Annotated in this window: 1 protein-coding gene; it reads right to left on the bottom strand. The window is 43.2% G+C overall.

Annotation, left to right across the window (positions count from 1 at the left end):
• A partial coding sequence (locus A3738_RS06595) for an RNB domain-containing ribonuclease (protein ID WP_156504009.1) occupies window positions 1-880 on the bottom strand: 880 nt, incomplete at both ends.

Below are 880 nucleotides of genomic sequence, written 5' to 3'. Positions count from 1 at the left end.
GCAGATTTTGCGTTCTCTGCAAAATACTGAGCTGCACAGCGATTCACAGCTAACATACATTCTTCAACCCATGCATGAGCCGCAACACTTGTTCGTGGGTGAATTGCTTCAATTTTCTGGTCAGCGTTAAGCTCTATAAAAAAGTCAGAGCGACTAGGCTGGACATTCGCTGTGCTCTTACGTTTTTCTAGTAGAGCTTCGGCAAGACCTTTTAGCGCAATCACTTGTGGTCGAACATTCTCATTCACACCATCAAGTGCATCATCGCTCGCTTGCGTATACGATAGTTTTTGCGCCGAAGTAACACTACCAAGGCTAATTTTCTCTAGCGCAACATCACCATCTTTAGAAACTTGTATCGTGAAAACTTTCGCTAAACGCGTCTTTCCTTCTACTAATGAGGCTAAGTTCGCACTCACCTCTTCAGGTAACATTGAAACAACTTTATTAGGCGCATACAAAGAAGCGCCGCGTTGCAAAGCTTCTTTCTCTAAGACCGGAGCATGCTTAACTAAGGCTTCTGGATCAGCAATAGCAACGAGTAACTTCCAGCCATCGGAGTTTTCTTCAATGCAAAGCGCGTCATCCATGTCAGTCGTGCGTTCACCATCAATGGTAAAGAAAGCATGTTGACTAAAATCTTCTCTCTCAGCACATAACTTAGCGACCAAGTCTTCCGTCAATGTCTTTAAATCTTGCTCAGATTTTTCACTCCAAGCTTCTTTAATACCATGTTTTTTCAGACTGTAGGTCCACTCAATACCTGCATCTTTTTCATTACCAAGATTATCGAGTATGTGGGCTTGTGGCTTACCATTTTTAATTGGGTGTTGAACAAGCTTGCACTGAAGTAAGTCGCCAACTTTCGCTTTCCCGCGTT

This window comes from Oleiphilus sp. HI0066 (assembly GCF_001635725.1).
The sequence above is the reverse complement of the archived record's forward strand: the minus strand, read 5'-3'. Positions and strand labels throughout refer to the sequence as shown.